This is a genomic window from Dokdonella soli, assembly GCF_039523175.1.
In the GTDB taxonomy this organism is placed as follows: domain Bacteria; phylum Pseudomonadota; class Gammaproteobacteria; order Xanthomonadales; family Rhodanobacteraceae; genus Dokdonella_A; species Dokdonella_A soli.
This window is the reverse complement of the sequence record NZ_BAAAEU010000025.1, coordinates 103,975-130,196: the sequence shown is the minus strand read 5'-3', so window position 1 is coordinate 130,196 and position 26,222 is coordinate 103,975. Positions and strand designations below refer to the sequence as shown.

The following is a 26,222-nucleotide window of genomic DNA, read 5'->3' as shown; positions in this document are numbered from 1 at the left end:
GGCTTTCCGCAAGACAGGAATCACCGCATTACATGAGCACCACCAACAAGGCCGCTTCCGACATCGTCGGCAAGCTCTGGGACCTGTGCAGCGTCCTGCGCGACGACGGCGTCACCTACCACCAGTACGTCACCGAACTGACCTATCTGCTGTTCCTCAAGATGGCGCAGGAAACCGGCTCCGAGGAGCAGTTGCCGGAAGGGTATCGCTGGGGCGATCTGCTCGCGCAATCGGCGCCGTCGCGGCTTCACGACTATCGCACGCTGCTCGTGCATCTGGGCCTGTACGGTTCTCCGCTGGTGGGCCAGATCTTCGCCAACGCATCCAGCTTCATCAAGAAGCCCACCACGCTGTCCACGCTGATCACCGCCATCGACAAGCTCGACTGGTACAGCGTGCACCGCGAGGATCTCGGCGACCTCTACGAAGGCCTGCTGGAGAAGAACGCCAACGAGAAAAAGTCCGGCGCCGGCCAGTACTTCACCCCGCGCGTGCTGATCGACAGCATGGTCGCGGTGATGCGCCCGCAACTGGATGACACCATCCAGGACCCGGCCGCCGGCACCGGCGGCTTCCTGATCGCCGCCAACCACTGGCTGCGCACGCACAACGACGTCGATGGCCTTACCGAGGCGCAGCAGCGCCGCTACCGGCACAAGACCTTCTTCGGCATGGAGCACGTGCAGGACACGCATCGCCTCGCGCTGATGAACCTGATGCTGCACGGCATCGACTCGGCCCAGGACGGCGGTGGCATCCGCTACGGCGACACGCTCAGCCCCGAGGGCCAGGCCCTGCCCAAGGCGAGCCTGATCCTGACCAACCCGCCGTTCGGCACGAAGAAGGGCGGCGGCCTGCCGACGCGCGACGACTTCACGTTCCCGACCAGCAACAAGCAGTTCGCGTTCCTGCAGCACATCTACCGCGGGCTCAAGCGCGGCGGCCGCGCCGCCGTGGTGCTGCCCGACAACGTGCTGTTCGAGGCGAACACCGGCGCGCAGATCCGCCGCGACCTGATGGACAAGTGCAACCTGCACACGATCCTGCGCCTGCCGACCGGCATCTTCTACGCGCAGGGCGTCAAGACCAACGTGCTGTTCTTCACGCGTGGCGAGACCGACAAGGGCAACACGAAGGAGACCTGGGTCTACGACCTGCGCGCGAACATGCCGCAGTTCGGCAAGCGCACGCCGCTGACGCGCGCACACTTCGCCGAGTTCGAGGCGTTCTTCGGCGACGAACCTACCGGTGCCGAGCTGTCGCACCGCAAGAAGCGCAAGGTCAAGGACCCGGCGACCTCGCGCTTTCGCGTGTTCACGCGCGAACAGGTCGCTGAGCGCGGCGACAGCCTGGATATCGCTTGGCTGAAGGACGAGTCCGAGGGAAGTGCCGAGGCTCTGCCGGAGCCGGCCCTGCTAGCGAGCGAGGCGCTGGAGGAGCTGGATGCGGCGATGGACGAGCTGCGTGAATTGCTGGCGGCACTGGGCGAGGAAGTTGAGGATGAGAAAGCGTGAGCAATATACCGCAGAGTTGGGTTGCCGCCCCCATTGGGGACCTGTGCACATTGAACAACGGCCGAGCCTTCAAACCATCCGAGTGGAAGGTAGCCGGCGTACCAATTGTGCGAATTCAGAATCTCAACAATCCGGTCGCAAAGTTCAACCGCTATGAAGGGGAAGTCGACGGGCGGTACCGCCTTCGTGGCGGCGAACTGCTGTTCGCATGGTCAGGAACGCCCGGGACGTCGTTCGGTGCGCATATCTGGAAAGGCGGGGAAGCTGTCGTTAACCAGCACATCTTTCGCGTCGACTTCGACGAGACCCTGCTAAGCAAGCGTTTCTTCCAGCTTGCGATCAACCAAAAGCTTGGTGAGCTCATCGACATCGCGCATGGCGGTGTCGGTCTTCGTCACGTCACAAAAGGGAAGTTTGAGAGGACAGAGATTGCACTACCGCCGCAGGCAGAACAGCAACGCATCGCCGACAAGCTCGATGCGCTGCTGGCCCGCGTGGATGCCTGCCGCGAACGCCTCGGACGAATCCCGAACATTCTCAAGCGCTTCCGCCAGTCTGTTCTCGCCGCTGCGACATCGCAATCATCCACCTTCGAGGCCGGCGGCAAATCACCTTGGCGAAAGCATCTTCTCGCCGATCTTTGTGTGGAGAATCGCGTGATCACCTATGGTGTGATCAAACTGGGCGATGAAGTTCCTGAGGGGGTGCCGTGCCTACGCACCAGCAATGTTCGAAAGCTTCTGATCGAAGCCAAAGGCCTGAAACGGATCGCCTCGTCTCTATCGAAGGAATACGATCGAACGGTGCTGCAAGGCGGTGAAGTGCTGGTCAACGTGAGGGGCACGCTCGGCGGAGTCGCGGTGGTTCCAAATCAGATGACGGGATGGAATGTTTCGAGGGAAGTCGCTGTCGTGCCCGTGGATCAGTCGCGGGTTTCTCCTGAATTTCTCGCGTTCTGGATTGCTACGGATGAGGTCCAGCGTTGGCTGACGGGTGTTCAGAAGGGTGTCGCTTACACAGGAATAAACATCGAAGATCTGCGCAATCTTCCTGTGGAACTGCCCACTTTGGATGAACAAACCGAAATCGTCCGCCGCGTCGACGCCCTATTCGCGCTCGCCGATCGCATCGAGGCGCGCTATGAGGCGACCCGCGCGCAGGTCGACAAGCTTACGCCGGCCCTGCTCGCCAAGGCCTTCCGCGGCGAACTGGTGCCGCAGGACCCCGCCGACGAGCCGGCCAGCGTGCTGCTCGACCGCATCCGCGCGAGTCGCGATGGAGCTCCAACAAAGCCGCGCCGTGGCCGCTCTGCCAGAGCCAGGAAGAAAACCGCATGAGCGCAGACACTCTCGAAACCATCCGCCCACGCGAGCGGCTGCGCGTCATGGATCTCGTCCGGGAGGCGGGCATCGATGTCAGCGACTGGGCCAATTTCAAAGGTGCCAGCCCTGCCGCCAATCCGCGCTATTGCTACGAGTGGGCATTCGTCGACCAGACCAAAGTCGTCGTGCTCAACCTGTGGTTTGACAGCATGGAACTCGACGAGTCGGGTGCGATCACCCAACGCCTGAACCTCCGGCAGTTGGCGATGCAGCTGGAGCGCAATGGTGGCCGCCCGGTCTGGGCGCGTCGCGCACGCGGCCTCGACCAGGCCTTGCAGGATGCCGTACGGCTCAAGCTACCGGTGCGGGTAATCGTCAACGAGGGGCATCGCCGGGACATCGAACGCGACCCCGACAAGGCCTCCTCGGTAGAGCACCGCATGCTCGACGAACTGCCTTGGACGATCGCCGAGTACGACTGGAACTCGGGCGACTGCCTGCTCGTGCGAGGCCCGGCCGCTCCGCGATATGTCGACCAATTCTCGCTACCAACCGAGCTCACTGTCGCGGAGAAAGTCTCACGGACGGGTGAAGCCTTCGTGCGCAAGCCCGAGGTGCGACGGGCTGTCCTTGCCCGCGCCGCGGGGCGCTGCGAGTACTGCGGCGAATCCGGTTTCGAGACCGCTGCCGGAGGCATTTATCTCGAAACCCACCACGTCATCCCGCTGAGTGAAGACGGCACCGACTCCGAGGCCAACGTGGTCGCCCTATGCCAAGGTCATCACCGACAGGCCCACTACGGTCTCGATCGCGACAGCGTTCGATCAACACTCTTGGCGAGATTGGGCGCGCTGGTAGCGACTAGGGGCTCGACAGGGCCGAGAGGATGACGTGAGTAGGGCTACGGAGATATCGAACTCTTGTTCGAGATGTCGAGTCGCCGCTGACGGGGAAAAGGAGATTGCATGAGCACGGAGATCTTGACGCCGAGTATTGAGCTACTTTCGCAAGAATATGTTCTCGTTCAGGCATGGAAGAAAACCTCTGCATACATCAGGTATCACAACTGGTACGCGGACACCCTCGAACTGGACCGTTCCTCTGTCAATCTGCCTCAGTTCCTCGGTGGATTGAGCACGGAGATTCGGCAGTCTGGTCGCTGGCAAAACACGCCTCTTCGAATGGTGCCGGCTCCAAAAAGCCAAGATTGGCATGTCTCGAAAGTAGGGATGTGGGAGCCTCGAAAGCGTGGGGAGGTGGAGTCGAAGCTTCGGCCCCTCGCTCACGCCGACCTGAGAAGCCAAGTCGTCGCTACTGCGATCATGATGTGTTTGGCGGATCGAGTTGAAACTGCCCAGGGCGATCCGCGGACTTCTCATCAGGGGGGATTCGGCGAGCGCCGCGTTATTTCCTATGGCAATCGCCTCTTCTGCGATGCAACGGCTACTGGACTTCGACATCGATGGGGGTCATCCAAGCTCTACCGAGCCTACTACCAGGACTATCGCAGCTTCATCGCGCGTCCCGAGGTAGCGGCACAAGCCTTTGCCGATAGTGATGATTCCCGCGTTGTTATCGTCCACTCAGACCTGAAGCAGTTTTACGATCGCGTTCGCCCGGGGCTGCTCTCGGAAAAGCTGGCAGCGGTTCTGCAACCCGGAGACGATCCGGCGTTCCACGAGTTTGCTTCCCATATGTTGCAGTGGCGCTGGGATGAACGCGACGCCATTGAGGTTTCGAGCTACGAGCGGATCGCTTGTGTTGAGGACTTCTCATCGATTGCGCTGCCCCAGGGTTTGGTCTCCGCTGGTTTTTTTGCCAACTTGGTATTGCTTGACTTTGATGAAGCTCTCCGCAAATCCCTGTTGGTGGAAGTGTCGCCGGGGGTTCGCATCGTCGATGCTGCCCGATACGTGGATGATCTGCGAATCGTTTTGGCTGTCGATAGGGCTGTGGCTCTGGACAGAGTCAAAGAGCTCATGTGCGAGTGGCTTCAGGCGAAGCTGGATGGGACAGCCCGTGGTCTCAAGGTATCCGATGAAAAGACGCACGCCGCTGAGCTCCACGGCGAGAGACGCCCGTTGGTGCGTCAGAGTCGCAAGATGGCTCGAATTCAAGGAGCAATATCTGGCGGCTTCGATGCAGCGGGCGGTGTGGAAATCCTCGACGCTGTTCAGGGTTTGATCCGATCCCAACAAAGGTGCTCGGAGACCCGGAGCGAAGACTCGTCGTGGGAGTTTGCACCGGTTCCGGATGTTCGAGACGCTACCGTCGCGCGATTCGCCGCCGGACGCTATCGAACTACATATCGGTCACTGCGACCGATGTTGGCCGAACGTGGTGATATCAGTCTCGTTGTCGGTGAGCTTGAACCAGTTCAGCTTGAGCGCGTGTCCGAGGCACGAACTCAAGAGGACCTGGATGAAGAGGCTAGGGCGTTCGCACTTGGACTAATCGAAGACTGGATCGACGATCCAGCGAATGTTCGCCTCCTCAGGATTGGTCTCGATCTGTGGCCGACACCAGAGGTACTCACGGGCGTCTTGGACCTATTGAAACCCTTCACGGTCAAAGGTGGCCGGCGGAAGGCGCCGCGTCGAGTCGCTTGGTATTGCCTCGCAGAGATTTTCCGAGCAGGTGCCACGGAAACTGGATTCGTTGAGGACGCTGAATGCCTTCCCTCTCGCGTCGATCTCATTGGCTATCGCAAGGAGCTTGGCCAAGAGGCGCTTCGCCTTTCGTCCCTCAAAGGGGTTGGATTGCCATGGTATTTGAGGCAGCAGATCCTGCTCTTCTTGGCGGTGCATAGCCCGACACTGGCGCCGATTGCGCGAGCGGGGAGCAACTCAGAAACCAAGCACTACAGGGAACTTATTAGATACCTGCGAGGGGATAGCGTGGCCGGATCCGATTCCGCCACGCTGGCAGTACTCGCGCGTAGATCGTTCTCCGTTCAGGCCGAAGCACAACAATTGGCGCTTCGGGACATAGGTCCACGTCGCCTCGAGCAAATTGCTGAGCGCGACCCGAGCTTTTCGCTTGAACTGATCCGTGCGAAACCTGAGCTTGCTGAGGCGGTTGCCCCGCGCCTCCGGGATGATTTGTGCCTTCAGCTGCGAAAAAGTGCCGATGGCGCGCCGTCTCTGGCCGAACTGGTCCTCAGTCAGGAGAAGAATGGTGTGCTTCGGAACGAGCTAGCTCTGCTTAGCTTCTCGTTTGAGTTTCTGAAAAATTTGAAGGAGCGCTCGGAAGTAGAGGTCATCGCGCCCGTGGACGTGCGTGTTGAGTTGCAAGATGACCGAGCGTCGTGGCCCGTACGCACGGTGACTATTGTCGACAGTCGAATTTCTTCTGGGCGCTCTTTCTACGCGCCACCTGCGTGGTGCCCACCCGATCAACGCTGGCGCTTCTGCCTTGGCTATCTTCTGCGTTTCGTGCTGACCGCGCGCGAGGATTTCACGCGGTCGGTTCAAGAGACGCATTGGAAGGAGGGAGCGCCTACGTATCGCTCCGGAGTCAACCACTGGTATCAGAGGCTACATGGCTTGTTCAATGGGCACGCCGCATTTGGTGACGACTGGATGCCCATATCTGAGTGGGTAGAGCAGCTTATGTCCGCGCTGCTCCGCTGGCCGGGCAGTCAAGCGACAGACGCCTCAAGGTTTGTGGAAGCCGGGCCTGAAGCGCTCATGGAGCACCTTCGCGAGCGAATCACAAATGTTCAACGCTTGCAGGGGCCAACGACGGGGCTCTTGATGCTCCGTTTGGCTGCACCTTCGCCGATTCCGAATGGTGTGGCCCGGCCACTACGAGCCTGCGTAATACAGACCATCATTCCTGGGAAGGAGGAAGACTTCAATCGCGACGACCTGACTTGTTCGGACCCAAAAATGCGGAAACGCCACAGGCGGCACCTTTCCTCTGCCCTTGCGGCGATCGAGCGAATGCTTGATCTGCGTGAGACGCACAAGGGGCGTGACGGTCGCCTGGACTGGCTCATTCTTCCCGAGCTTTCGGTCCATCCGGACGACGTAAGGACCCATCTGATTCCGTTCGCGAGAGCCCACAGGACAATCATCTTGGCTGGCCTCACGTACGAGGAACTGTTTCGCGGTCAACCGTATGTCAATTCGGCCTTGTGGATCATTCCCGTTTGGGATAGCGCGCACGGCTTGCAAATGCGCGTTCGACGGCAGGGCAAGCGCCATTTGGCGCCAATGGAGGACTCGCTCAACTCCTCAGGAACGGTGATTCAGGGATTCAGGCCTTGCCAATGGCTTGTCGGCTACGAGTGGGGCAGTGCTGGCGAATCGCGAGAGCCACTGTGGCTAACAGCTGCCATTTGCTACGACGCCACCGACCTGGCTCTGGCGTCGGACCTTCGAAACCGATCCGATGTATTCGCCATACCTGCCTTGAACCGCGATGTGGGAACCTTCGATCAAATGTCGCTGGCCCTCCACTACCACATGTTCCAGATGGTCATCGTTGCGAACAATGGTCTCTACGGCGGTAGCAATGCCTACGTGCCCTACAAGGAAACCTATAGCAGGCAAGTTTTCCATTTGCACGGTCAGCCACAAGCATCGATCGCGTTTCTTGAGATCGAACCGATTGATCTTTTTCAGCAACGAAAGACCAAAGTGTCGATCGGCTCAGGCGGTTCTTCGCAGACGCCTCAGTGGAAAGCGCCTCCAGCGGGCCTGGAAAAATAAGGCGGAGATCCACGGACTGGGGCAGGAAGACGAGCTCGGCGAAACAAAACGGGCACCGAACGGGCACCAAACGCAAGACGCATCAAGCCAAAAAGCGAAAATCGTCGTAAGTGCTTGATTTAATGGTGGCCGGGGACGGAATCGAACCGCCGACACGGGGATTTTCAATCCCCTGCTCTACCAACTGAGCTACCCGGCCAGAAGTGTTGCTGCGACGTGCGGCCGATGGGCGACCGCAGCGGGGGCGCGTATTAGAGCCGCGGTGCGCGGCTACGTCAAGCCGGGTCGTTGCGGCGCGCGGACTGTTCGCCTGCGACGCTTGGGGGCGTGCCCGTATCTTGGCCTGGGTGCGACGTGACTTTCGGCCTGTTGCATTGGCCGCATTCTTATTCTACAAGTGTAGTACGACGACTGTAGAAGACCATCGAGATGGGCAAGCAGCCCGACGTCACCCTCAGCGAACTTCAAATCGCACTGATGCGCGTGCTCTGGCAACGCGGCGAGACGAGCACGTCGGACGTTGCCGAGCAGCTGGGCGCCGAGCGTGGGCTCAAGCACACCACCGTGGCGACACTGCTGACACGGCTGGAAAAGCGCGGCGTGGTCGCGCAGCGTCGCGATGGCCGCCAGCTTTTCTATCGCGCGCTGGTCGACGAGACGGACGTCCGGCGTTCGATGGTGGCCGATCTGATCGGCGCGTTGTTTGCGGGAGATGCGCAGCAACTGGTCGCGCATCTGGTGCAGGAGTCCGAGATCGCGCCGGGCGATCTGGCCAAGGTCAAGCGCCGCCTGGCGCGGGGAGATCGCGATGCGAAGTGATGTCGTGGCGACATGGCTGCTCACGCTTGCGCTGCATGCCGGCGTGTTGCTGACGATGGCCTGGATCATCGATCGCGGAGCATTGCGCACGCATCTCGCCTGGCGCGAACTGCTCTGGCGCGTCGCGCTGTTCGGTAGCGTGCTGACCGCAAGTGCGCAATGCCTGTTCGATGTGCCCGTGTCCGCGCGCTTGTTGCTGCCCGGGGTGGCCGGTACGGCTCCAGCGGCACCGGCTCCGGCGCTGGCGCGTGCAATCGACACTCGCAACCAAGACGCGGCGTCCGACGTAGAGGATGACGCTCCTGCGTTCCTGGTTTCGGAGAATCCCGCGCCTGTATCCCAGGTCGTCAGCGCACAGGACGCGCGATCGAATACTGCAGCACCCCGGGATTGGCGCTCGTTCTGGCATCTCGCTGTGATCGTTGCGTGGCTTGCGGGGCTGCTGCTTGCGCTGTCGCGGATTGCGACGAGGTGGTTGCAGCTCTCTCGCGTACTGGTACGCGCGAAGCCCATCGAGGACGCCGGCATCGTGACCGATGCGAGGGCGTTGGCGATACAGGCATGCATGGCGCCGCCCCGTCTGGCTGCGCTCGACGATCTCGCGAGTCCGTTTGCAGTGCGCAGCCAACGCATCGTGCTGCCGTGCTGGGCGCTGGACCTGCTCGACCGCGAGCAGTTGCGCGCGATGCTTGCGCACGAAACGGCGCATCTCGCCAGGCGCGATCCGATTTGGAAGCTCGCGACTGCGATCTGGTGCGCCGCCTTATGGTTCGTGCCGGTTGCGGCATTGGCGCGGCGGCGCCTGGGCGAAATTGCCGAACTCGCCTGCGATACCTGGGCCGCGCGCCATCTCGGTGACGGCCGTTCGCTCGCCGAGTGCCTGGCCGAGTGCGCCGAACGCCGCATCGACGGCTTCGATGCGGAACTCGCGCCGGCGATGGCGCATCGAGATTCACCGTTTCTGCAACGCATCGACCATCTGATCGACGGAGCCCCCATGCACACCGATTTTTCACGCACCCGGGCTGGAATCGCCGCTTTTGCGGCGCTCGCACTGGCAGCGGCGATACTGCCCGGCGTGGGACTGCTGCCCGCGCGTGCGCAAATCCCGCCACCGGCACCACCAGCGCCTCCGGCGGCGCCGTCACCACCGAAAAGCGAAGGCAAGCACGTCCATATCTCGGCCGACATCGATGCCTTCGGAACGCGGCATCGCTACTCCACGGTCGAGATCAACGACGGCGGACGCGGCTACAGCGCGAAGATCAGGGGCGAAGTCGCGTTCAACGAGGACGAGGACGGTATCGCGAAGCTGAGCGACGATGGGAGCGCGAGCTTCAGCGAAACGCGCGGCGGCACGACGCGCCGAGTCGACTATGCGAACCGCAGTGGCAAGCTGGAGGAGCGCTACTTCGTCGACGACCGCGAGCAAGCAATCGACGCAGCGGCGCGCACATGGATCGCGGGCCTGATTCCCGTGGTGATCCGCGAAACCGCGCTGAATGCCGACGTGCGCGTCAAGCGTCTGCTGGCCAAGGGCGGCGCGGGCGCGGTGCTGGACGAGATCGATCGCATCGAATCGGGTTATGCGCGCAGCGTGTACGTGCAACAGCTTGCTGCGTCGGCCAAGCTCACGCCCGCCGAGGTCACGCGCACGATCGGGCTGATCGGCGGTATCGATTCCGACTACGAGCGGCGCAATGCGCTCGCAGCGCTGGCCACCGCTGCGCCGTTCGATGCCATGCAGCAGAAAATGGTGATCGCGCAGGCCGGCGAGATCAGCTCGGACTACGAGCGGGCCGAGTTGCTGGTCGGCATCCTGCCGAAACTCGCTTCGACACCGGACGTGCACGAGGCCTGGCTGCGCGCGGCCTCCGGCATCGGTTCGGACTACGAGCATCGCCGCGTCCTGACGGCACTGCTCGACGCCGGCAGCGTCGATGATGCGGCGCTCGCGCACATCATCGAGGGCGCGAAGTCGATCGGTTCGGACTATGAGCGTCGTGAACTCCTCGTATCGGCTGTCAGGCGCGCAGGCGATGCGGATCGCATTGCGCCGGCGTACGCGACGGCGACTGCCGATATCGGCTCGGACTACGAGCGTCGCGAGGCGTTGCTTGCGCTTATGCGCGCGCCCGGATTCGGCGCAGTTTCGGCACGCGCTGTGCTGGATGCGGCGAAGTCGATCGGCTCGGACTACGAATGCCGCGAAGTGCTGATCGCGCTCGCACGTGTGATGCCGGCCGATGCGGATCTGATTGCGCGTTATCGCGATGTGGCGCGCCGGCTGTCCGAATCCGAACGAGGCGCCGCCGAGCGCGCGCTCGATCGTTTCGCGAGTTGAGTGCACCACGTCGGGCTGAGTCATCGCGCACCATGAACGCAGGCAGTACGCGCACCTGCCGGCGCGTCGTTTCGGCACCGTGCTTCGTCCTCCATCATGCATCTGATGGAGGACGCGTAATGAAGTATCGAGTGATGGGATTCTTTGCCTTAGCCGTGCTCGCGATGGGCACGGCTCAGGCGGATACGCGCGCGACGCAGCAGAAGAGTCTCGACAAGTACACGCCGTACCTGAAGGCGCCGGTCGACGGTTTCACGTTCTGGTCGTTGTACAAGTGGCGGCTTGTCGGGCCGCAGAAGGTCGTCGTGTGGTCGACGATCAAGGACGCGTACCTGCTCACGGTCGAAGCGAACTGCCCGAAACTGGAGTGGGCGCACGGCATCGGCCTCACTTCGCAGCAATCACACCAGGTCAGCAAGCGGCTCGACTATGTGACGATCGCCCGCGACCGCTGCCGCATCGAGGAAATCCGGCCGATCGATACGGCCCGGATGGAGGAAGAGCAGCGCGCCAAACGCAAGTAACGGCCAAACGCAAGTAACGGCTACGCTCAGCTCTGCTCCGGCGCGACATAGCCGGCCGGTTTTTCCGAACCTTCGCCGAAGAAGTATTTCTCCATCTCGGCGGCGATGAACGCGCGCGTCTTCGCATCGAGCGGGTTCAGGCGGTTCTCGTTGATCAGCGTGGTCTGGTGCGCGAGCCAGGCGGCCCATGCTTCCTTGGAGACCTGCTCGTAGATGCGCCGGCCGAGCTCGCCGGGCCACGGCGCGAACGCGAGGCCTTCGGCTTCGCGGCCGAGTTTGATGCAATGGACCATGCGTGCCATCGGACTTCCTCAGGGCAAAGATTCGAGCAGCCGGCGCACTGGCGCCGGCAGGCCGAGCGCGGCGAGTTCCGCGCGCGCGTACCAGCCGTGATCGGGGTCGTCACCGACGCGCGCCGGCTTCACGATGCCGTCAAACAGCAGCGGCGTGATCTCGAGATGATAGTGGCTGAACGTGTGCACGAAGCTTCCGAGCGCCGTGCAGGAGTCCGCACGCAGCGTGCAATGGTCGCGCAGCCGGCGCGCCGCGGAAGCCGCGTCATCCGTTTCCGGCAGGCTCCAGAGGCGTGCCCAGACACCGGTCGGCGGGCGGCGTTCGAGCAGCACGCGACCCTGCGCGTCACGCACGATCAGCAGGGTGGTCGCGCGTGTCGGAGCGACGCGCTTCGGTTTCGCTTCGGGCAATACCGCAGTCAGTCCTTCGCGCCGTGCGACACAGCCGGACGCGACCGGGCAGCGCGCGCACTGTGGTCGCGAACGTGCGCACAGCGTCGCACCGAGGTCCATGATCGCCTGCGTGTAATCGGCGACGCGCTCGTGCGGCGTGTGAGTGTCGGCGAACTGCCAGAGCAGGCGTTGCGCCGCCGAACCGCCGGGCCAGCCACGCACGCCATGCCAGCGTGCGAGCACGCGGCGCACGTTGCCGTCGAGGATCGCGTGGCGTTCGCCGAACGCCTGGGCGAGGATCGCCGCGGCGGTCGAACGGCCGATGCCGGGCAGCGCGGACAGCGCCTCGATATCGCGCGGCAGGTCACCGTCGTGCTGCTCCACGCAGATCTGCGCGGCGCGCTGCAGGTTGCGCGCGCGGCTGTAGTAGCCGAGGCCCGACCACAGCGCGAGCACGCGATCCTGCTCCGTGGACGCGAGCCCGGCGAGCGTCGGCAGCGCGGCGACGAAGCGCTCGAAGTACGGGATCACCGTGCGCACCTGGGTCTGCTGCAGCATCACCTCACTGAGCCAGACGCGGTACGCGTTGCGATTGCGCTGCCACGGCAGGTCTTTGCGGCCATGCACGTCGAACCAGGCGAGCAGTGCATGCGCGAAGGTGTCCGGCGTCGGTAGGTCAGCAGACGGCGCGCTCATGGTTGTTTCGACGGCTTGGCCGTGACGCCGTCATCGCGCACTTCGACATGCATGCCGTCGAGGCGCGTATCGCCGATCTGGACACTGGATACGTCCGCGCTGCCGCCGAGCGGAGGCAGCAGCGGAACCGCCGCGGATTTCGGATCGAACTTCGCCAGCCACCCGGCCACGTCGCCGCTGCTGGCGAAATCCATCCTGATGCCTTGTGCAATCGGCTTTTCGCCGCGCATGACCGAGCCGTCGCTCACATGCAGCGAAAAGCGCACATCCGGCAGTGCCGCTCTCGGTTGCGGGCGCGCCGCAAGCCAGGCGGAGAGCGCGTCGAGATCGAGCGTCGGCTTGACCAGTTCGATGCGCTCGATTTCGTAGCGGCCCGACCACAGGCTGCGCCACGGCACGACCGCGTCCAGCGAATCCGCGGCCAGGAATGCGGTACCGGTACCGGGCGCCTTCAGCGCGGGACGCGGCAGGACCAGATGCAGGTTCGGCACGAATCCGAAACCTGCGGCTCCCGTGACCGCGAGATCGGCACCGAGCGCGCTGCGGGTCTGCTCGATGAGCAGCGCGGTGAGCTGATCCGGCTGCAGGTAGTGCCGCAGTGCGAGCGCACCGAGGCCGCAGCACAAGGCGAGTGCGAGCAGCGCGAACAGCCAGCGGCGGCCGCGGCGCGGGCGCTTCGTTTCCGACTCAGGCATTGCCGCTCAGCGTCGTCGGCAGCAGGCCGTCGACGAATGCGGCGGCATCGAACACGCGTAGGTCCTCTGCGCTCTCGCCGAGGCCGACATAGCGGATCGGCAGGCCGAACTCGCGCGCGAGCGCGAACACGACGCCACCCTTGGCGGTACCGTCGAGCTTGGTCACGACCAGGCCGCTGACGCCGATCGCATCGCGGAACTGGCGTACCTGGTTGATCGCGTTCTGGCCGGTGGTACCGTCGATGACCAGCAGTGCCTCGTGCGGCGCGTCCGCGTCGAGCTTGCCGAGCACGCGGCGGATTTTCGCGAGTTCATCCATCAGGCCCGATTGCGTGTGCAGGCGGCCGGCGGTGTCGGCGATCAGCACCTCGGTGCCGCGCGAGCGCGCGGTCTGCAGCGCATCGAAGATCACGCTGGCCGAATCCGCGCCGGAGCCCTGCGCGATGACCGGCACCTGGTGACGCGCGCCCCAGGTCTGCAACTGCTCGACCGCGGCCGCGCGAAACGTGTCCCCGGCGGCGAGCAGCACCGAGCGGCCTTCGTTGCGGAAACGCCAGGCGAGTTTGCCGATCGTGGTGGTCTTGCCGACGCCGTTGACGCCGACCATGAGCAGCACGAACGGTTTGCGGCCGCCGACGTGGAGCGGGTGTTCAACAGGCTTCAGACGCGCGACGAGTTCGGTACGCAGCGCAGCGAGCAGCGCGTTCACATCCGCGAATTCACGCCGGTCGACACGCGCGCGCAGGCGTTCGATCAACTCGCTGGCGGTGGCGACACCGACATCGGCGGTGATCAGGCAGGTTTCGAGTTCGTCGAGCAACGCCTCGTCGAGCACCGGATGACGCGTGAACAGCGAGGACAGGCCGCGTGCGAAGCCGCTGCCGGAGAGACGTTCCCGCCACGAGCGCTTCGCGGTTTCGATGGGCGCGACTCTGATGGGGGCAGCATCGAACGCCTGATCCGCATCCGATGCGGCCTCGGGCGAGGGTTCGGGAGCGGCTTCCGCAATGATCTCCGCCGCGAGTTCGGCGACGACCGGCGCCTCGATCGCCTGCGTATCGGCGACTTCCGGCGGCGGGATGGCCGCGCCCTTGTCCTCGAGCGGGGTCTTCTTCTTCCAGAACTTCAGCATTGCAAACGAATTCGGCGAGAATGCGGGCCCTCCATGCTAACACCCGGCCCGGAGTGCCACGGCCCGAGATGCGGCGCGCGAATCCGAAATCCAGCGGCGGAACCCTGCGCATCGTCGCCGGCAGCCTGCGCGGCTCGCGCCTCGAGGTGCCGGACCTCGATGGCCTGCGGCCGACCCCCGACCGTGTGCGCGAAACGCTGTTCAACTGGCTGGCGCCGGTCATCGCCGGCGCGCGCTGTCTCGACCTCTATGCCGGCACCGGCGCGCTCGGTATCGAGGCACTGTCGCGCGGCGCCGGCGAATGCGTGTTCATCGAGCGCGATCGCGCGCTGTGTGTGCGGCTGCAGGACAACCTGGCGCGCCTGCGTGTTGCCAATGCGCGTGTCGTCAACGCCGATGCGTGCGGTTTCCTGGCCGCCGCGCCAGCGGCGGCGTTCGATCTCACGTTCCTCGACCCGCCCTTCGGTGCGGACCTTTGGGCCGCGTCCGCGCAGGCGCTGGAGCAGGGCGGCTGGCTGCGCCCAGGGGCATTCATCTACCTGGAGGCGCCGAAAGACGCGGCCCCACCGTTGCCGGCCAACTGGGCGGTGCACCGTGAGGGCCATGCCGGCGCGGTGCGCTATGCGCTGTATCACCGCCTCGCGTAAGCTAGTGCCTTCACGATCGGGGGACGGCGGTTTCGCATGGCGACCACGCAGCAGCGCGCGCGCATCGCGGTGTATCCGGGTACGTTCGACCCGATCACCAACGGTCATATCGACCTTGCCAGCCGGGCTTCGCCGCTGTTCGACCGCGTCATCGTCGCGATCGCGGACAGCTCCAGCAAGGGGCCGACGTTCTCGCTGGATGAGCGCATCGAACTCGCGCGCACCGCGCTGGTGGGGCTCGGCAATGTCGAGGTGCGCGGTTTCGCGGCGCTGCTGGCGGATTTCGTCGAGGAAGTCGGCGCCGGCGTGATCCTGCGCGGCCTGCGCGCGGTGTCGGATTTCGAGTACGAATTCCAGCTCGCGAGCATGAACCGCCACCTGATCCCGGCCGCGGAAACACTGTTCCTGACGCCCGCCGAGCAATACAGTTTCATCTCGTCCTCGCTGGTGCGCGAGATTGCGCGTCTGGGCGGTGATGTTTCCGGGTTCGTGCACCCGGCCGTGCAGCAGGCGCTGCGGACGCATTTTCTGAAAACGTCAACCAAGAGGTAGCAAGCCATGCGCAAGATTCTTCCGATCATCGCCCTCGTATGCGTCGCGACCCTCGCGCTGAGCGCGTGCAACCAGGGCGAGCAGGCCCAGCCGCAGCAGGCGGCGGAGCAGAAGCCGGTGGTTGCGCCGATGCCGACCAATCCGACCGACAAGAACGCGTGGAAGCAGTATCTGGTCGGTGTCGTCACCGCGAACATGCAGGGCGTCAAGAGCAATCATCCGTACATGTACTTCGTGCCGGGCGGCGACGACGACGCCACCAAGGGCGAGCGCAACAACCAGCTCGAGAACGTGAAGAACGTCGTCGACCGCGGCGTGCTGCCGGGCAACATGATGGCGTTCGGCGGACCGGATTCGAAGGTCACCGCACAGCTGATCATCGATGCGTTCAAGGACGTCCAGGCGGGAGCGTTCAAGGACGTGGCCGTGCTGTTCATCGGCGCGACCGCCGACGCGGATGGCGTGAAGCAGGCGCTCGCGACTTCCGGCGCCGACGTGCGCTTCGTCGAGGCGAAGTAGGCTCCGGAGGCGGTTCTGCGGGAGCGCCCCGGCGCTCCCGCTGCAGCGGTGTCCGGGCGACATGCGCTAAGCTTTGCACATGTCGCTCAAGATCACTGAACTCTGCGTCAACTGCGACGTCTGCGAACCGGTCTGTCCGAACAAGGCAATCTCCGAAGGCGTCGAGTTCTACGAGATCGCCCCGGGTCTGTGCACCGAATGCGTCGGCCACTTCGATACGCCGCAGTGTGTCGAGGTGTGCCCGGTCGAATGCATCATCGTCGACCCCGAGCATGCGGAATCGCGCGACCAGTTGCTCGCGAAATACCAGACGCTGACCCACGAGGAACCTACATGACGCGCGTGCGCAGCACGATCGCGGCGGCTGCCGCGTTTACGGCATTCATCGCGTTCGGCGCGCAGGCGCAGACGGCCGACAGGCCCGGCCACGCGGCGATCGCGAGCGCGCATACGTTGGCGACACAGGCCGGCTTCGAGGTGCTTGGCCAGGGCGGCAATGCGTTCGATGCGGCGGTCGCGGTCGCATCCACGCTGTCGGTGGTCGAGCCGCAGAGCTCGGGTATCGGCGGCGGCGCGCTGTTCCTGCTGCGTCGCGCGTCGGACGGCAAGGAAGTGATGATCGATGCGCGCGAGACGGCTCCCGCCGCGGTCGATCTGAAGGACTATCTCGACGCGAATGGCGAGCCGGACCGCGACCATGCGCTCAACGGCCCATTGTCGGCTGCGATCCCGGGTGAACCGGCCGGCCTGGTCTGGATCGCGAAGCACTACGGCAGGCTGCCGCTCTCGAAATCGCTCGCCCCCGCGATCCGCATCGCACGCGAGGGTTTCCAGCCGGATTCGCGCTTTCTTAAGGAACTCGCCGAACGCAAGGACATCGTCGCGCGCTATCCCGCGTCGGCCGCGTTGTATCTCGTCAACGGCGAAGCGCCGAAACAGGGTTGGACCTTCAGGACGCCCGATCTCGCTCGCGTGCTCGAACGCATCGCGAGCCAGGGCAACGACGGTTTCTATCGCGGCGACCTCGCGAAGCGGCTCGTCGATGGCGTGCGCGCGGCCGGCGGCAACTGGTCGCTCGACGACCTTGCGAAGTACGAGGCGAAGGAACGTCCGCCACTCGCGTTCGACTACCGCGGCTGGCACATCGTGACCGCACCGCCGCCGTCCTCCGGTGGCATCGCGCTGGCCGAGATGTTGAACATTCTGTCCGGCTACGAACTCGGCAAGCTCGACCGCGTGCATCGCGTGCACCTGACCGTCGAGGCGATGCGCCGCGCGTATCGCGATCGCGCCGAATACCTCGGCGACCCGGATTTCGTGAAGATGCCGGTCGCCGAGCTGACCAGTCCGCTGTATGCGGCCGGTCTGCGCGCATCGATCCATCCGGACAAGGCGACGCCGAGCGACATGCTGCCGGGCTACATGGCGCCGCCGGTGGGCACGCATACCTCGCACTTCTCGATCATCGACAAGGACGGCAATCTCGTTTCCGAAACACAGACCGTGAACTACATCTTCGGCTCCGGCTTCGTGGCGCCAGGCACCGGCTTCGTGCTCAACGACGAGATGGACGACTTCGCGCTGGTCGCCGGCAAGCCGAATGTCTATGGCCTGGTCGGCAACGACAACAACGCGCCGAAACCCGGCAGCCGGCCGCTGTCGTCGATGACGCCGAGCTTCGTGATCGGCGCCGACAAGATCGGCGTGATCGGCACACCCGGCGGCAGCCGCATCATCACGATGGTGCTCGAAGGCATCCTCGCGTTCGTCGATGGCGAACTGCCCGAACGGTTCGTCGCCAATCCGCGCTACCACCACCAGTACCTGCCCGACGTGATCTCGGCCGAGAAGGGCGCGTTCACGCCGGACGAGGTCAAGGCGCTCGAGGCGATGGGTCACAAGGTCAGCGAAAGCGAGCGCCGCTGGGGCTTCATGAATGCGGTCACCTGGGACAGGAAGACCGGCGCGATGCATGCGGGGTCGGATCCGCGCGGGACTTCTGGGAGCGGAGTGGTCAAATGATCGCCGCGCTTGCGATCGCGACAGCTTTTCTTGCAGGTGGTTCCGGCGCGCCAGCAGTGAACACCACGTGTGTCGCGCCAATCGGTGATGTTGAGCTATACCGCCAGCTTGCGAAAGATCCTTACTTTCCCAATGGATTTCCGCCGCCGAACATGGTCATACGCATCGAGCGCGGGCGTTGTGGATTTACCATTCACTTGGGAAGGCATGATCCCGACGAGTTCTCCGGAGACGTTGTTTGGGTTGACGGAAATGGGCGCATTGTCTCCATCGTGCATGGTTACTGATTCTGATTGATATGAAACTCTGGTCCATCCTCGGCAATTCCCAGAAGCTCGACGGCGGCGCGATGTTCGGCAACGTGCCGCGCGGCATGTGGGAGCACTGGATCGCGCCGGATGCGGAGAACCGCATTCCGCTCGCATGCCGTGCGCTGCTCGTCGAGGGACTGAACGGCAAGACCGTGCTGTTCGAGACCGGCATCGGTGCGTTCTTCGAGCCGAAGCTGCGCGAGCGCTACGGCGTCGTCGAGGAGCGTCATGTGCTGCTGGACTCGTTGCAGAAGGCCGGTTTCTCGCACGAGGACATCGATGCCGTGGTGGTCTCGCACCTGCATTTCGACCATGCCGGCGGCCTGCTTGCGGCATGGAAGGAAGGCGCGGCGCCGAACCTCCTGTTCCCGAACGCGACCTACATCGTCGGCGAGGAATGCTGGCAGCGCGCGATCAACCCGCATCCGCGCGATCGCGCCTCGTTCATTCCGGAACTGCAGCCGTTGCTGGAGGCCTCGCGCCGGCTCGAACGTGTGCAGGGCGCGCACTCGCTGACGCTCGGCATGCAAGTGCGCTTCAGCTATTCGAACGGACATACGCCGGGGTTGATGCTGGCCGAGATCGCGGCCAGTGAAGGCGAGGGCGGCATCGTGTTCTGCGCGGACCTGATCCCGGGCCGGCCATGGGTGCATCTGCCGGTCACGATGGGCTACGACCGCTATCCGGAACTGCTGATCGACGAGAAGCGCACGTTTCTCGAGGACAAGCTCGCGCGCAATGTCCGTCTGTTCTTTACCCACGACGTCGGTTGCGCGAGCGCACGCGTGACGCGCGATGCGAAAGGCCGTTTCGCGACGACCGACGAACGCGCCGAGCTCATCGGCGAGGCCGCGTGATGGGGCGCGCACGTCGTGGAAGTCCGTCCTCGCTGATTGTCGTGCTGCTGGTCATTGCCGCGTTCGCCGGCGCCGCATGGTTCGCGCTGCAGCGAAAGCCGCATCGACAACCGGCTGCGGCTACGCCGGCCGTTTCGTCGCCAGCGGCCGTTGCCGCGGACCGCATCGATCCGGCGAACGAAGGCCGCAACGTGATCGTGAGCGGTACATTGCGCGTGGCGAAACCCGCGCGTGACGCGCAGCTCGGTGTCAGCGCAGAAGCGGTCGCGCTGCTGCGCCAGGTCGAGATGCTGCAGTGGCGCGAAACCTGTACAGCGAAGGCCTGCGACTATGCGCTGGCGTGGTCCGCCACGACCGTCGATTCGCGAGCGTTCCGCGAGCCGGCCGGCCACCAGAATCCTGCGCCGCTTCCGTTCGCGAGCGAACGCTTCCTGGCCGGCGAAGTACGCCTCGGCGCGTTCGTCGTCGATCCGGTGCTGGCGGCCGAAGGGTCAGAAGCGGTTGCGTACCCGGTGCATGCGACGCAGCTGCCGCCGAATCTTGCCGCGACATTCCGCGAGCGGGACGGTGTGCTGTACACCGGTACCGATCATGGCGCGGCCGGCGACCTGCGCGTCAGCTATCGCGTCGTGGCCGCGGGCGAGCGGCGTTTGAGCGGTGTGCAGGTTGGCAACCGATTGAAGGCCGCGCCGACACACTGATTCTGTTGTCCACGAGGGGGAACCATGCACATCACCGGAATCTACGTCGCGCTCGCGACATTGCTCGTGCTGATCCTGGCCGCGCGCGTGTCGACCGGTCGGGGTACCGCGAAGGTCGGCATCGGCGACGGCGGCGATCACGAACTGCTGAAACGCATCCGCGTGCACGCAAATGCGCTGGAGAACCTGCCGCTCGCGCTGCTGCTCCTGCTCATGCTCGAACTCGACCAGACCCGGCCGCTGTGGCTGCACATATTCGGCTGCGTGCTGATCGTAGGCCGCATCCTGCATGCAGTCGGCCTGTCGCGCACGTCGAAGGAAAGCATGGGCCGGATGCTCGGCATGGCGCTGACCTGGGGCGTGATGCTGGTCATGGCGCTGTTGCTGATCTGGCAGTGGTTCGCCTGGAGCGCGACTGCGCATTGAGCCCCTGCGGTGCCGGTCGCCTTCGCTCGCCCGGCGCGAACGGCGCCTTCGATCCGCTCAGGCCTTGCCGCCGAACAGCGCCTCGCCGTTATCGAGCAGGTACAGGCCCGCGAACATCTTCGGATCGATCGAATAGCCGGTTCTGATCTTGTCGACCAGCCAGGCCGCCGCCTCGCGCAGTGGCACTTCGTGCACGGTGATGTCCTCGGTCTCGTCGCCGCCGCCCGCATGCGCGCGCACGAGGTCGTAGGCGCGCACGAACGCGAGGATCTCGTTGCTCATGCCGGCCGAGGTCGGGCCTTCCATCAGGAATTCGATGCGACCTGCGCGCCAGCCGGTTTCCTCGATCAGCTCGCGGTGCGCGGCATCGACCGCGCTCTCGTCGGAGCTGGTCGCGACGTCCCCGACCAGGCCAGCCGGCATCTCGATCGTCATGCACTCGATCGCCGGGCGGTACTGCTCGACGAACAGGACACGGTCATCCGGAGTCACCGCGACGATCATCACGCCGCCGCCGGGGTTGGTGCGCTCGGCGTATTCCCAGCGGCCGCGGCGCTTCAGGCGCAGCCATTTCCCGTTGCAAAGCGTTTCCGTTTCGGTCATGGTGATCGGCTATCCTGAACTTTTTCGCACACTGTCGGTCTGCGAACGTCCGCCAAGCTTGCGAGGTACCCCTGATGAAGATCAAGCGAATTCTGTGTGCGGCCGCATTCTGCGCGTTCGTATCCGTGGCGGCGGCGCAAACAGCCCCGGGTACGGCCAGGCCGTCCAGGCCCGCGCTCGATCCGGCGACGCTGACCGAAGCGCAGATCGCACAGACCCAGGTGCCGAGCGCGCTGTACCGGCTCGCCGCGTTCTACAAGCAGAGCGGTGATCTCGAGCGGCTCACCTGGTCGCTGCAGCGCCTGACCCTGCTGCAGCCGAACACGGGCGACCTCAAGCTCGCGCTGGCGACGACCTATGCGCAACGCGGCATGAAGACCGAGGCCTACGACCTGCTGCTTGCGATGCAGAAGCAGGGCTACGGCTACGACCTCGCGAACAGCCCGAATTTCACCAAGATCGCCAACACGCGCGTCTGGAGCTATGTCGTCGACAGCCTCAACGCAAACCTGAAGCCGTTCGGCGAAGGCAAGGTCGCGTTCACGCTGCCCAAGGGCGACACCCTGTTCGACTCGCTGGCGTTCGATCCCCAGCGCAAGCAGTTCCTGGTCGGCAGCGTGCGCGAGGGCAAGATCCAGCTCGTCGGCAAGGACGGCAAGCTCGAGGATTTCATCGCACCGAGCGCGCAGAACGGCCTGTGGAGCATCTACGCGATGGCGGTCGATGCGGCCGATGACGCGCTCTATGTCGCGAGCACCTCATCGCTCTATTTCAAGGGCTTCTCGCAGGCCGACTACGGCAAGGCCGGTGTGTTCAAGTTCAGGCTCTCGACCGGCAAGCTGATCAACAAGTACCTGTTGCTGCCGGACTCGCAGCCGCGCACGCTGTCGAGCATCGCGGTCGGCAAGGGCGGCCTGGTGTTCGCGGCGGATGGCCTGCGCAACGTGATCTACCGGCTCGATAGTGGCGCGCTGAAGCCGATGGTCGAGAATCCGAGGCTGACCAGCGTGCGCGGTCTGACCGTCAGCGACGATGGCAAGACGCTGTATTTCGCCGATTACATGATGGGCGTGTTCGGCGTCGATCTGGCCGCGGGCAAGGCGTTCGATCTCGTCTACGATCCGGCCAAGCTCGCGCTCGGCGGCGTCGATGGCCTGTACTGGTACGACCACACCCTGGTCGCGATCGAGAACGGCATGGTGCCGCATCGCGTGATGCGCCTCACGCTAGACGCCGACGGCCACAAGGTGGTCAAGGCGATGCCGCTCGACGTGGCCAATCCCGCGTTGGCGTTGCCGACCTACGGTGCGATCGATGGTGACGGGCTCTATTTCGTCGCAAACAGCCAGAAGAATCAGTACGACTCCTACGGAAGTCCGAAGGACGCCGCCAAACTGGAGGCGGTGCGCGTGTTCCGCAGCAACCTGCGTTTTGCCTGGAATGAGGGCGGCATCGCCACCAGTGCCGCCGCGGGGCCACACGAGTCGCATGAATTGAATTCATCGAAACCCGGCGATGGTGCGTTCAAGAACGTCGAAGGCGGATCGCAGTCGGTGACGGGCAACTGAGTCCAGGATGGACTCATCCCGTGCAGGCCATGGATGGCCGGTGACACGGGATCCAGTGATCCATCGGACTCATCCCGTGCAGGCCATGGATGGCCGGTGACACGGGATCCAGTGATCCATCGGACTCATCCCGTGCAGGCCATGGATGGCCGGTGACACGGGATCCAGCGACATGTCGGACTCATCTGCTGCTTGCCATGGCGAGTCGGCTAACCCTGATCACATGCCCGAAGTAGTCAGCGCCCGCATGCGGGAGCGCGTCAGCGGTCCGAAGCGCAGACGGTCGAGCAGCGCGTCGATGCCGGCTGCATCGCTGTCGCGACGCCGATAGGCGTCCGATTCCGCGGGTACCGGCGCATCCAGCGCGATGCCGGTCAGCGCGCGCGACAGCCGCGCCAGATCGGCGTGCTCGCGCAGGCGCAGTGCAGCGGCCGCGGCGCCGCGCGTGCGCAGGAACGCGACCTCGTCGGCACGTGCGAGCAGCGCATCGAGTGTGCCGAAGTGGTGCAGCAGGATCGCCGCGGTCTTCGCACCGATGCCGGGCACGCCGGGAATGTTGTCGGTCGCGTCCCCGGTCAGCGCGAGATAGTCGGCGACCTGCGCCGGCGTGACGCCGAGCCGTGCCTTGACCCCGGCGCCGTCCCAGCGCTGGTTGCGCGGCGGGTCCCATTGCTCGTCGCCATCGCCGATCAGCTGGCCGAAGTCCTTGTCCGCCGAGACGATCACGCCGCGGAAGCCGGCGCGGCGCAAGGTCGCCAGCGCGCTGCCGATCAGGTCATCGGCCTCGTAGCGCTGGTCGGTCAGCACGGTCGCGCCGAGCGCGTGCGCGATCTCCCTGCATCCATCGAACTGGCGCAGCAGGTCGGCCGGCGCCGGCGGACGGTTCGCCTTGTAGTCGGGATAGATCGCGTTGCGGAACGAGGTCGTCAGCGATTCGTCGAACGCGACGGCCAGATGTGTCGGTTGTGTGCGCTCGATCAGGTCGAGCAGGAAGCGCGTGAAGCCGTGCACGGCGTGCACCGGGGCGCCGTCCGCGTCGGTCACGTCCGGCACCTGCGCGAACCAGGCGCGGCAGACGTACAGGCTGCCGTCGACCAGATGGGCGGTCGGCGTCACGGCGCCGGGTGCCATTCCGAGAACACGTCCGCCAATGCCGGACGATTGCGTTCGGGAGCGGGTTCCCTTGTGGTGCCGATGTGTACGAAGCCGACGACGCGCTCGTTCGTGGCGAGGCCGAGCAACGCGGCGACGTCGCGATCGTAGGCGGCCCAACCGGTCAGCCATTGCGCGCCGAAGCCGAGCGCCTGCGCGCCCAGCAGCAGGTTGTAGGCGACGCAGCCGGCCGACAGCAGCTGTTCCTGGGCGGGAATCTTCGGATGGTCCTGTTCGATGCGCGCGATCACCGCGACGATCAGCGGCGCGAAGTTGAAGCGTTCGCGATCCTTGTCGAGCACGCTGGACGGCACATCCGGTTCCTTGCGCGCATGCAGCTCGACGAGCGCGGTGCCGAGTTTCGCGCGTGCATCGTCGCGGATCGCGAGCAGACGCCAGGGCACCAGCTTGCCGTGGTCCGGCACGCGGATCGCGGCCTGCAGCAGCTGGTCGAGTTGTGCCGAGTCGGGTCCGGGTTCACCGAGCTGGCGTGAAGGCACGGAGCGGCGCCGGTTGAGCGAATCGAGGGAGATCACGGGTGGTTCCAGTGCGGGGTCGGGTCGCGAATGAGACGTGAAGGATAGCCGGCATGCGCCACGATGTGCTGGCCGGCGCCGGATCGCGGTGCACGCGCGGCGATGCACACGGGCTCGCCAGCGTCGTGCCGACTGAGCTAGCATCGCGGCTCCGATCGGGGCAGAGAGGGCTGGCATGGCGACGACCGTAGCCGTGGTGCGCGAGACCGTTGCTGGCGAGCGTCGCGTCGCGCTGACCCCTGAGGTCGCGAAGAAGCTCAAAGCGCGTGGCGCGCGCATCGTGCTGCAGGACGGAGCCGGCGCATCGGCGTATTTCGCGGACGCAGCCTATGCCGATTGCGAAGTGGTCGCGGCCACCGCCGCGCTGGAGCAGGCCGAGGTGCTGCTCAAGGTCCAGCCGCCATCGCTGGATGAGATCGCCGCGCTGCAGGAAGGCGCGGTCGTCATCGCCCATCTGCAGCCGCACCTCGCGCCGGAACGCACCAGGGCGCTGCGCGACCGCAAGATCACCGCATTCGCGATGGAGCTGCTGCCGCGCACGACGCGTGCGCAGGCGATGGACGTGCTGTCCTCGCAGGCTGCGGTCGCCGGCTACAAGGCGGTGCTGATCGCTGCCGAGGCAGTGCCGAAGTTTTTCCCGATGCTGACCACCGCTGCCGGCACGATCCGGCCGAGCAAGGTGCTGATCGTCGGCGCCGGTGTCGCCGGCCTGCAGGCGATCGCGACCGCACGCCGGCTCGGTGCGCAGGTCGAAGGTTTCGACGTGCGCCCCGAGACGAAGGAGCAGATCGAATCGCTCGGCGCGAAATTCCTCGATCTCGGCGTCAGTGCGGCCGGCAGCGGCGGCTATGCGCGCGAGCTGACCCAGGACGAGCGCGACCGGCAGCAGCAGGTATTGGCTGATCATCTGAAAGGCATCGATGTCGTGGTGACCACGGCTGCAGTGCCGGGGCGCAGGGCGCCGCGCATCATCTCGGCCGCGATGGTCGCCGGCATGAAGCCGGGCGCGGTCATCGTCGACATCGCCGCCGAGAGCGGCGGCAACTGCGAACTCAGCGAAGCGGGAAAGACCGTCATTTCATCGAACGGCGTCAGCGTGATCGGCACGGTGAATCTGCCGGCGAGCGCACCGGTGCATGCGAGCGAGATGTATGCGCGCAACCTGTACAACTTCCTCGAGTTGAGCTTGAAGGATGGCGCACTGAATCTCGATTGGAACGACGAGCTGATCGCGAAGACCTGCCTGACGCATGCGGGCGAGATCAAACACGAGCCGACCAAGCAACTCGTGGAGTCGAACGCTTGAAGCCCTCTCCCCCGGCTTGCCGGGAGAGAGGGTTGGGTGAGGGGGCGAAGCTCGATCGTTGCCCCGACGTTGGGAGGCATGCGGCCCCGCCCCCTCACCCCAACCCTCTCCCCCAACGATGGAGCCGTAGGGGGAGAGGGAGCCACCACACTGGAGGGTAATCAGATGATCGACGGATTCCTCGCGCTGTACATCTTCATGCTCGCCGCGTTCACCGGCAAGGAGATCATCGGCCGCGTGCCGGTGATTCTGCACACGCCGCTGATGTCGGGGTCGAACTTCGTGCACGGCATCGTGCTGGTCGGCGCGATGATAGCGCTCGCGCATGCGGAATCGCCGCTGGCGATCGCGATCGGCTTCATCGGTGTCGTGCTTGGCGCCGGCAATGCCGCCGGCGGTTACGTGGTCACCGAACGCATGCTGGAGATGTTCAAGTCGAGCAAGGACAAGAAGTGATTGATGGGGCGTCAACGACTCCACGCCGTGGTTCGATGCCTCACGACGAACGACGAAGGACTCCATACCGTTCGCCCTGATGCTTCGACAAGCTCAGCACAAGGTACGCTGCGCGTATC

26 protein-coding genes and 1 tRNA gene are annotated in these 26,222 nt (G+C 64.7%); 19 read left to right on the top strand and 8 right to left on the bottom strand.

The window, feature by feature from the left end; translation table 11 throughout:
* The first annotated feature begins 32 nt into the window (after nt 1-32).
* From ABD002_RS17685 to ABD002_RS17670, 4 genes are all read left to right on the top strand, one after another.
* Nucleotides 33-1,514: a class I SAM-dependent DNA methyltransferase gene (locus tag ABD002_RS17685; RefSeq protein WP_343793548.1), complete on the top strand. Its 1,482-nt coding sequence runs from the start codon at nt 33-35 to the stop codon at nt 1,512-1,514.
* Complete coding sequence (locus tag ABD002_RS17680; protein ID WP_343793546.1) at nt 1,511-2,851, top strand: restriction endonuclease subunit S; 1,341 nt, start codon at nt 1,511-1,513, stop codon at nt 2,849-2,851. Before ABD002_RS17685 ends, ABD002_RS17680 begins: the two co-directional genes overlap by 4 nt.
* Complete coding sequence (locus ABD002_RS17675) at nt 2,848-3,726, top strand: HNH endonuclease (protein WP_343793543.1); 879 nt, start codon at nt 2,848-2,850, stop codon at nt 3,724-3,726. The genes ABD002_RS17680 and ABD002_RS17675 overlap by 4 nt, the downstream gene beginning before the upstream one ends.
* 75 nt (nt 3,727-3,801) lie before the next feature.
* Nucleotides 3,802-7,551 (top strand): reverse transcriptase domain-containing protein, encoded by a 3,750-nt coding sequence (locus ABD002_RS17670; RefSeq protein ID WP_343793541.1) that lies wholly within the window; start codon nt 3,802-3,804, stop codon nt 7,549-7,551.
* Between the two features lie 123 nt (nt 7,552-7,674).
* Here the strand turns inward: ABD002_RS17670 and ABD002_RS17665 are convergent.
* Nucleotides 7,675-7,750: transfer RNA gene (locus tag ABD002_RS17665), tRNA-Phe, on the bottom strand.
* Nucleotides 7,751-7,980: 230 nt separating this feature from the next.
* Between ABD002_RS17665 and ABD002_RS17660 the strand changes: the two genes are divergently transcribed.
* The 3 genes from ABD002_RS17660 (at nt 7,981) to ABD002_RS17650 (ending at nt 11,238) form a co-directional block, all read left to right on the top strand.
* Nucleotides 7,981-8,370, top strand: coding sequence for a BlaI/MecI/CopY family transcriptional regulator (locus ABD002_RS17660; RefSeq protein WP_343793539.1), 390 nt, complete (start codon nt 7,981-7,983; stop codon nt 8,368-8,370).
* On the top strand, nt 8,360-10,714 hold the full coding sequence (locus ABD002_RS17655) for a M56 family metallopeptidase (RefSeq protein WP_343793537.1): 2,355 nt from the start codon (nt 8,360-8,362) through the stop codon (nt 10,712-10,714). The genes ABD002_RS17660 and ABD002_RS17655 overlap by 11 nt, the downstream gene beginning before the upstream one ends.
* Before the next feature lie 119 nt (nt 10,715-10,833).
* Entirely contained in the window at nt 10,834-11,238 is a 405-nt protein-coding gene (locus ABD002_RS17650; protein ID WP_343793535.1) for a DUF6491 family protein, read from the top strand.
* A 26-nt stretch (nt 11,239-11,264) separates the two neighbouring features.
* Here ABD002_RS17650 and ABD002_RS17645 read toward each other — a convergent pair whose 3' ends face one another.
* Genes ABD002_RS17645 through ftsY form a run of 4 tightly spaced genes read right to left on the bottom strand, consistent with a single transcriptional unit; the run spans nt 11,265 to nt 14,447 of the window.
* Nucleotides 11,265-11,540: an oxidative damage protection protein gene (locus ABD002_RS17645; RefSeq protein WP_343793533.1), complete on the bottom strand. Its 276-nt coding sequence runs from the start codon at nt 11,538-11,540 to the stop codon at nt 11,265-11,267.
* A gap of 9 nt (nt 11,541-11,549) precedes the next feature.
* On the bottom strand, nt 11,550-12,620 hold the full coding sequence (mutY, locus tag ABD002_RS17640; RefSeq protein ID WP_343793531.1) for an A/G-specific adenine glycosylase: 1,071 nt from the start codon (nt 12,618-12,620) through the stop codon (nt 11,550-11,552).
* On the bottom strand, nt 12,617-13,315 hold the full coding sequence (locus ABD002_RS17635) for an AsmA family protein (protein WP_343793529.1): 699 nt from the start codon (nt 13,313-13,315) through the stop codon (nt 12,617-12,619). The genes mutY and ABD002_RS17635 overlap by 4 nt, the downstream gene beginning before the upstream one ends.
* Complete coding sequence (ftsY, locus tag ABD002_RS17630) at nt 13,308-14,447, bottom strand: signal recognition particle-docking protein FtsY (RefSeq protein ID WP_343793527.1); 1,140 nt, start codon at nt 14,445-14,447, stop codon at nt 13,308-13,310. Before ftsY ends, ABD002_RS17635 begins: the two co-directional genes overlap by 8 nt.
* A 53-nt stretch (nt 14,448-14,500) precedes the next feature.
* Here ftsY and rsmD point away from each other — a divergent pair, with 53 nt between their 5' ends.
* The 9 genes from rsmD to ABD002_RS17585 all read left to right on the top strand — a co-directional run bounded on the left by rsmD (nt 14,501) and on the right by ABD002_RS17585 (nt 20,482).
* Complete coding sequence (gene rsmD / locus ABD002_RS17625) at nt 14,501-15,094, top strand: 16S rRNA (guanine(966)-N(2))-methyltransferase RsmD (protein WP_343793525.1); 594 nt, start codon at nt 14,501-14,503, stop codon at nt 15,092-15,094.
* A gap of 36 nt (nt 15,095-15,130) precedes the next feature.
* Nucleotides 15,131-15,646: a pantetheine-phosphate adenylyltransferase gene (gene coaD, locus ABD002_RS17620; protein WP_343793523.1), complete on the top strand. Its 516-nt coding sequence runs from the start codon at nt 15,131-15,133 to the stop codon at nt 15,644-15,646.
* Between the two features lie 6 nt (nt 15,647-15,652).
* A complete protein-coding gene (locus ABD002_RS17615) occupies nt 15,653-16,165 on the top strand; it encodes a hypothetical protein (RefSeq protein WP_343793521.1) in 513 nt (170 codons plus the stop codon).
* 79 nt (nt 16,166-16,244) lie between these two features.
* Nucleotides 16,245-16,502 carry a YfhL family 4Fe-4S dicluster ferredoxin gene (locus tag ABD002_RS17610; protein ID WP_343793519.1) on the top strand — a complete coding sequence of 86 codons (258 nt, stop codon included), beginning with the start codon at nt 16,245-16,247 and terminating at the stop codon, nt 16,500-16,502.
* Nucleotides 16,499-18,187 carry a gamma-glutamyltransferase gene (gene ggt, locus ABD002_RS17605; protein WP_343793517.1) on the top strand — a complete coding sequence of 563 codons (1,689 nt, stop codon included), beginning with the start codon at nt 16,499-16,501 and terminating at the stop codon, nt 18,185-18,187. The genes ABD002_RS17610 and ggt overlap by 4 nt, the downstream gene beginning before the upstream one ends.
* Nucleotides 18,184-18,474, top strand: a complete 291-nt coding sequence (locus ABD002_RS17600) for a hypothetical protein (RefSeq protein WP_343793515.1) — start codon at nt 18,184-18,186, stop codon at nt 18,472-18,474. The genes ggt and ABD002_RS17600 overlap by 4 nt, the downstream gene beginning before the upstream one ends.
* An 11-nt stretch (nt 18,475-18,485) precedes the next feature.
* Nucleotides 18,486-19,355, top strand: coding sequence for an MBL fold metallo-hydrolase (locus tag ABD002_RS17595; RefSeq protein WP_343793513.1), 870 nt, complete (start codon nt 18,486-18,488; stop codon nt 19,353-19,355).
* On the top strand, nt 19,355-20,056 hold the full coding sequence (locus ABD002_RS17590) for a TMEM43 family protein (RefSeq protein ID WP_343793511.1): 702 nt from the start codon (nt 19,355-19,357) through the stop codon (nt 20,054-20,056). Before ABD002_RS17595 ends, ABD002_RS17590 begins: the two co-directional genes overlap by 1 nt.
* A 24-nt stretch (nt 20,057-20,080) precedes the next feature.
* On the top strand, nt 20,081-20,482 hold the full coding sequence (locus ABD002_RS17585) for an MAPEG family protein (RefSeq protein ID WP_343793509.1): 402 nt from the start codon (nt 20,081-20,083) through the stop codon (nt 20,480-20,482).
* A 57-nt stretch (nt 20,483-20,539) separates the two neighbouring features.
* Here the strand turns inward: ABD002_RS17585 and ABD002_RS17580 are convergent, their stop codons facing one another.
* Nucleotides 20,540-21,085: an NUDIX hydrolase gene (locus ABD002_RS17580; RefSeq protein WP_343793508.1), complete on the bottom strand. Its 546-nt coding sequence runs from the start codon at nt 21,083-21,085 to the stop codon at nt 20,540-20,542.
* 74 nt (nt 21,086-21,159) lie between these two features.
* Here ABD002_RS17580 and ABD002_RS17575 point away from each other — a divergent pair, with 74 nt between their 5' ends.
* Nucleotides 21,160-22,653: a hypothetical protein gene (locus tag ABD002_RS17575; protein WP_343793506.1), complete on the top strand. Its 1,494-nt coding sequence runs from the start codon at nt 21,160-21,162 to the stop codon at nt 22,651-22,653.
* A gap of 219 nt (nt 22,654-22,872) precedes the next feature.
* Here ABD002_RS17575 and ABD002_RS17570 read toward each other — a convergent pair whose 3' ends face one another.
* Both ABD002_RS17570 and ABD002_RS17565 read right to left on the bottom strand, forming a co-directional pair.
* Nucleotides 22,873-23,784, bottom strand: a complete 912-nt coding sequence (locus tag ABD002_RS17570) for a 5'-3' exonuclease (protein ID WP_343793504.1) — start codon at nt 23,782-23,784, stop codon at nt 22,873-22,875.
* Nucleotides 23,766-24,341, bottom strand: a complete 576-nt coding sequence (locus tag ABD002_RS17565; protein ID WP_343793502.1) for a nitroreductase family protein — start codon at nt 24,339-24,341, stop codon at nt 23,766-23,768. Before ABD002_RS17565 ends, ABD002_RS17570 begins: the two co-directional genes overlap by 19 nt.
* 175 nt (nt 24,342-24,516) lie before the next feature.
* On the opposite strand from ABD002_RS17565, the gene ABD002_RS17560 reads away from it, so the two are divergent.
* Together ABD002_RS17560 and ABD002_RS17555 are read left to right on the top strand one after the other, a co-directional pair.
* Complete coding sequence (locus ABD002_RS17560) at nt 24,517-25,647, top strand: Re/Si-specific NAD(P)(+) transhydrogenase subunit alpha (RefSeq protein WP_343793500.1); 1,131 nt, start codon at nt 24,517-24,519, stop codon at nt 25,645-25,647.
* Nucleotides 25,648-25,812: 165 nt separating this feature from the next.
* Nucleotides 25,813-26,103 carry an NAD(P) transhydrogenase subunit alpha part 2 gene (locus ABD002_RS17555; protein WP_131994205.1) on the top strand — a complete coding sequence of 97 codons (291 nt, stop codon included), beginning with the start codon at nt 25,813-25,815 and terminating at the stop codon, nt 26,101-26,103.
* Nucleotides 26,104-26,222 lie beyond the last annotated feature (119 nt).

Bases quoted from the DNA above. Each gene is read 5' to 3' on its own strand.
- ABD002_RS17555 (WP_131994205.1), top strand. From the start codon at position 25,813: ATGATCGACGGATTCCTCGCGCTGTACATCTTCATGCTCGCCGCGTTC.
- ABD002_RS17655 (WP_343793537.1), top strand. From the start codon at position 8,360: ATGCGAAGTGATGTCGTGGCGACATGGCTGCTCACGCTTGCGCTGCAT.
- ABD002_RS17575 (WP_343793506.1), top strand. From the start codon at position 21,160: ATGAAGATCAAGCGAATTCTGTGTGCGGCCGCATTCTGCGCGTTCGTA.
- mutY (WP_343793531.1), bottom strand. From the start codon at position 12,620: ATGAGCGCGCCGTCTGCTGACCTACCGACGCCGGACACCTTCGCGCAT.
- ABD002_RS17615 (WP_343793521.1), top strand. From the start codon at position 15,653: ATGCGCAAGATTCTTCCGATCATCGCCCTCGTATGCGTCGCGACCCTC.
- ABD002_RS17660 (WP_343793539.1), top strand. From the start codon at position 7,981: ATGGGCAAGCAGCCCGACGTCACCCTCAGCGAACTTCAAATCGCACTG.
- ABD002_RS17590 (WP_343793511.1), top strand. From the start codon at position 19,355: ATGGGGCGCGCACGTCGTGGAAGTCCGTCCTCGCTGATTGTCGTGCTG.
- ABD002_RS17580 (WP_343793508.1), bottom strand. From the start codon at position 21,085: ATGACCGAAACGGAAACGCTTTGCAACGGGAAATGGCTGCGCCTGAAG.
- ABD002_RS17585 (WP_343793509.1), top strand. From the start codon at position 20,081: ATGCACATCACCGGAATCTACGTCGCGCTCGCGACATTGCTCGTGCTG.
- ABD002_RS17560 (WP_343793500.1), top strand. From the start codon at position 24,517: ATGGCGACGACCGTAGCCGTGGTGCGCGAGACCGTTGCTGGCGAGCGT.
- coaD (WP_343793523.1), top strand. From the start codon at position 15,131: ATGGCGACCACGCAGCAGCGCGCGCGCATCGCGGTGTATCCGGGTACG.
- ABD002_RS17675 (WP_343793543.1), top strand. From the start codon at position 2,848: ATGAGCGCAGACACTCTCGAAACCATCCGCCCACGCGAGCGGCTGCGC.
- ftsY (WP_343793527.1), bottom strand. From the start codon at position 14,447: ATGCTGAAGTTCTGGAAGAAGAAGACCCCGCTCGAGGACAAGGGCGCG.
- ABD002_RS17570 (WP_343793504.1), bottom strand. From the start codon at position 23,784: ATGGCACCCGGCGCCGTGACGCCGACCGCCCATCTGGTCGACGGCAGC.
- ABD002_RS17650 (WP_343793535.1), top strand. From the start codon at position 10,834: ATGAAGTATCGAGTGATGGGATTCTTTGCCTTAGCCGTGCTCGCGATG.
- ABD002_RS17635 (WP_343793529.1), bottom strand. From the start codon at position 13,315: ATGCCTGAGTCGGAAACGAAGCGCCCGCGCCGCGGCCGCCGCTGGCTG.
- ABD002_RS17645 (WP_343793533.1), bottom strand. From the start codon at position 11,540: ATGGCACGCATGGTCCATTGCATCAAACTCGGCCGCGAAGCCGAAGGC.
- ABD002_RS17610 (WP_343793519.1), top strand. From the start codon at position 16,245: ATGTCGCTCAAGATCACTGAACTCTGCGTCAACTGCGACGTCTGCGAA.
- ABD002_RS17600 (WP_343793515.1), top strand. From the start codon at position 18,184: ATGATCGCCGCGCTTGCGATCGCGACAGCTTTTCTTGCAGGTGGTTCC.
- ABD002_RS17685 (WP_343793548.1), top strand. From the start codon at position 33: ATGAGCACCACCAACAAGGCCGCTTCCGACATCGTCGGCAAGCTCTGG.
- ABD002_RS17670 (WP_343793541.1), top strand. From the start codon at position 3,802: ATGAGCACGGAGATCTTGACGCCGAGTATTGAGCTACTTTCGCAAGAA.
- ggt (WP_343793517.1), top strand. From the start codon at position 16,499: ATGACGCGCGTGCGCAGCACGATCGCGGCGGCTGCCGCGTTTACGGCA.
- ABD002_RS17595 (WP_343793513.1), top strand. From the start codon at position 18,486: ATGAAACTCTGGTCCATCCTCGGCAATTCCCAGAAGCTCGACGGCGGC.